Raw genomic sequence first — 415 nt, 5'->3', positions numbered from 1 at the left:
GGGCAAGGGCAGCTTTATGCAGGGCATTGAGCAACTCACCACCGTTCACGCCGAGAAATTAAACTCAGTCGGCGGCCCGACCGATCCCTTGCCGATTGGCGCGGCATTTACCGGTTTGATTCTGGTGAACACCTTTTACTGGTGTACAAATCAGGGCATCGTGCAACGCACGCTGGCGTCAAAAAGCCTGTCGGAAGGGCAAAAGGGGGCGCTGTTAACGGCGGTGCTGAAAATGCTCGACCCGCTGGTACTGGTGCTGCCAGGGTTGATTGCGTTTCATCTGTATCAGGATCTACCGAAAGCCGACATGGCCTACCCGACGCTGGTCAATAACGTTCTGCCAGTGCCACTGGTGGGTTTCTTCGGCGCGGTGTTATTTGGTGCGGTGATCAGTACCTTCAACGGCTTTCTGAAT

General features: G+C 55.2%; 1 protein-coding gene. It reads left to right on the top strand.

Features of this window, described 5'->3' with window-relative positions:
• Nucleotides 1–415, top strand: a 415-nt coding sequence (locus tag C1I92_RS33170; RefSeq protein WP_233507592.1) for a sodium:solute symporter family transporter, incomplete at both ends; no start/stop codon positions are given.

This window comes from Jiangella anatolica (assembly GCF_003236295.1).
In the GTDB taxonomy this organism is placed as follows: Bacteria; Actinomycetota; Actinomycetes; order Jiangellales; family Jiangellaceae; genus Jiangella; species Jiangella anatolica.
This window is presented reverse-complemented; position numbering and strand designations above follow the sequence as displayed.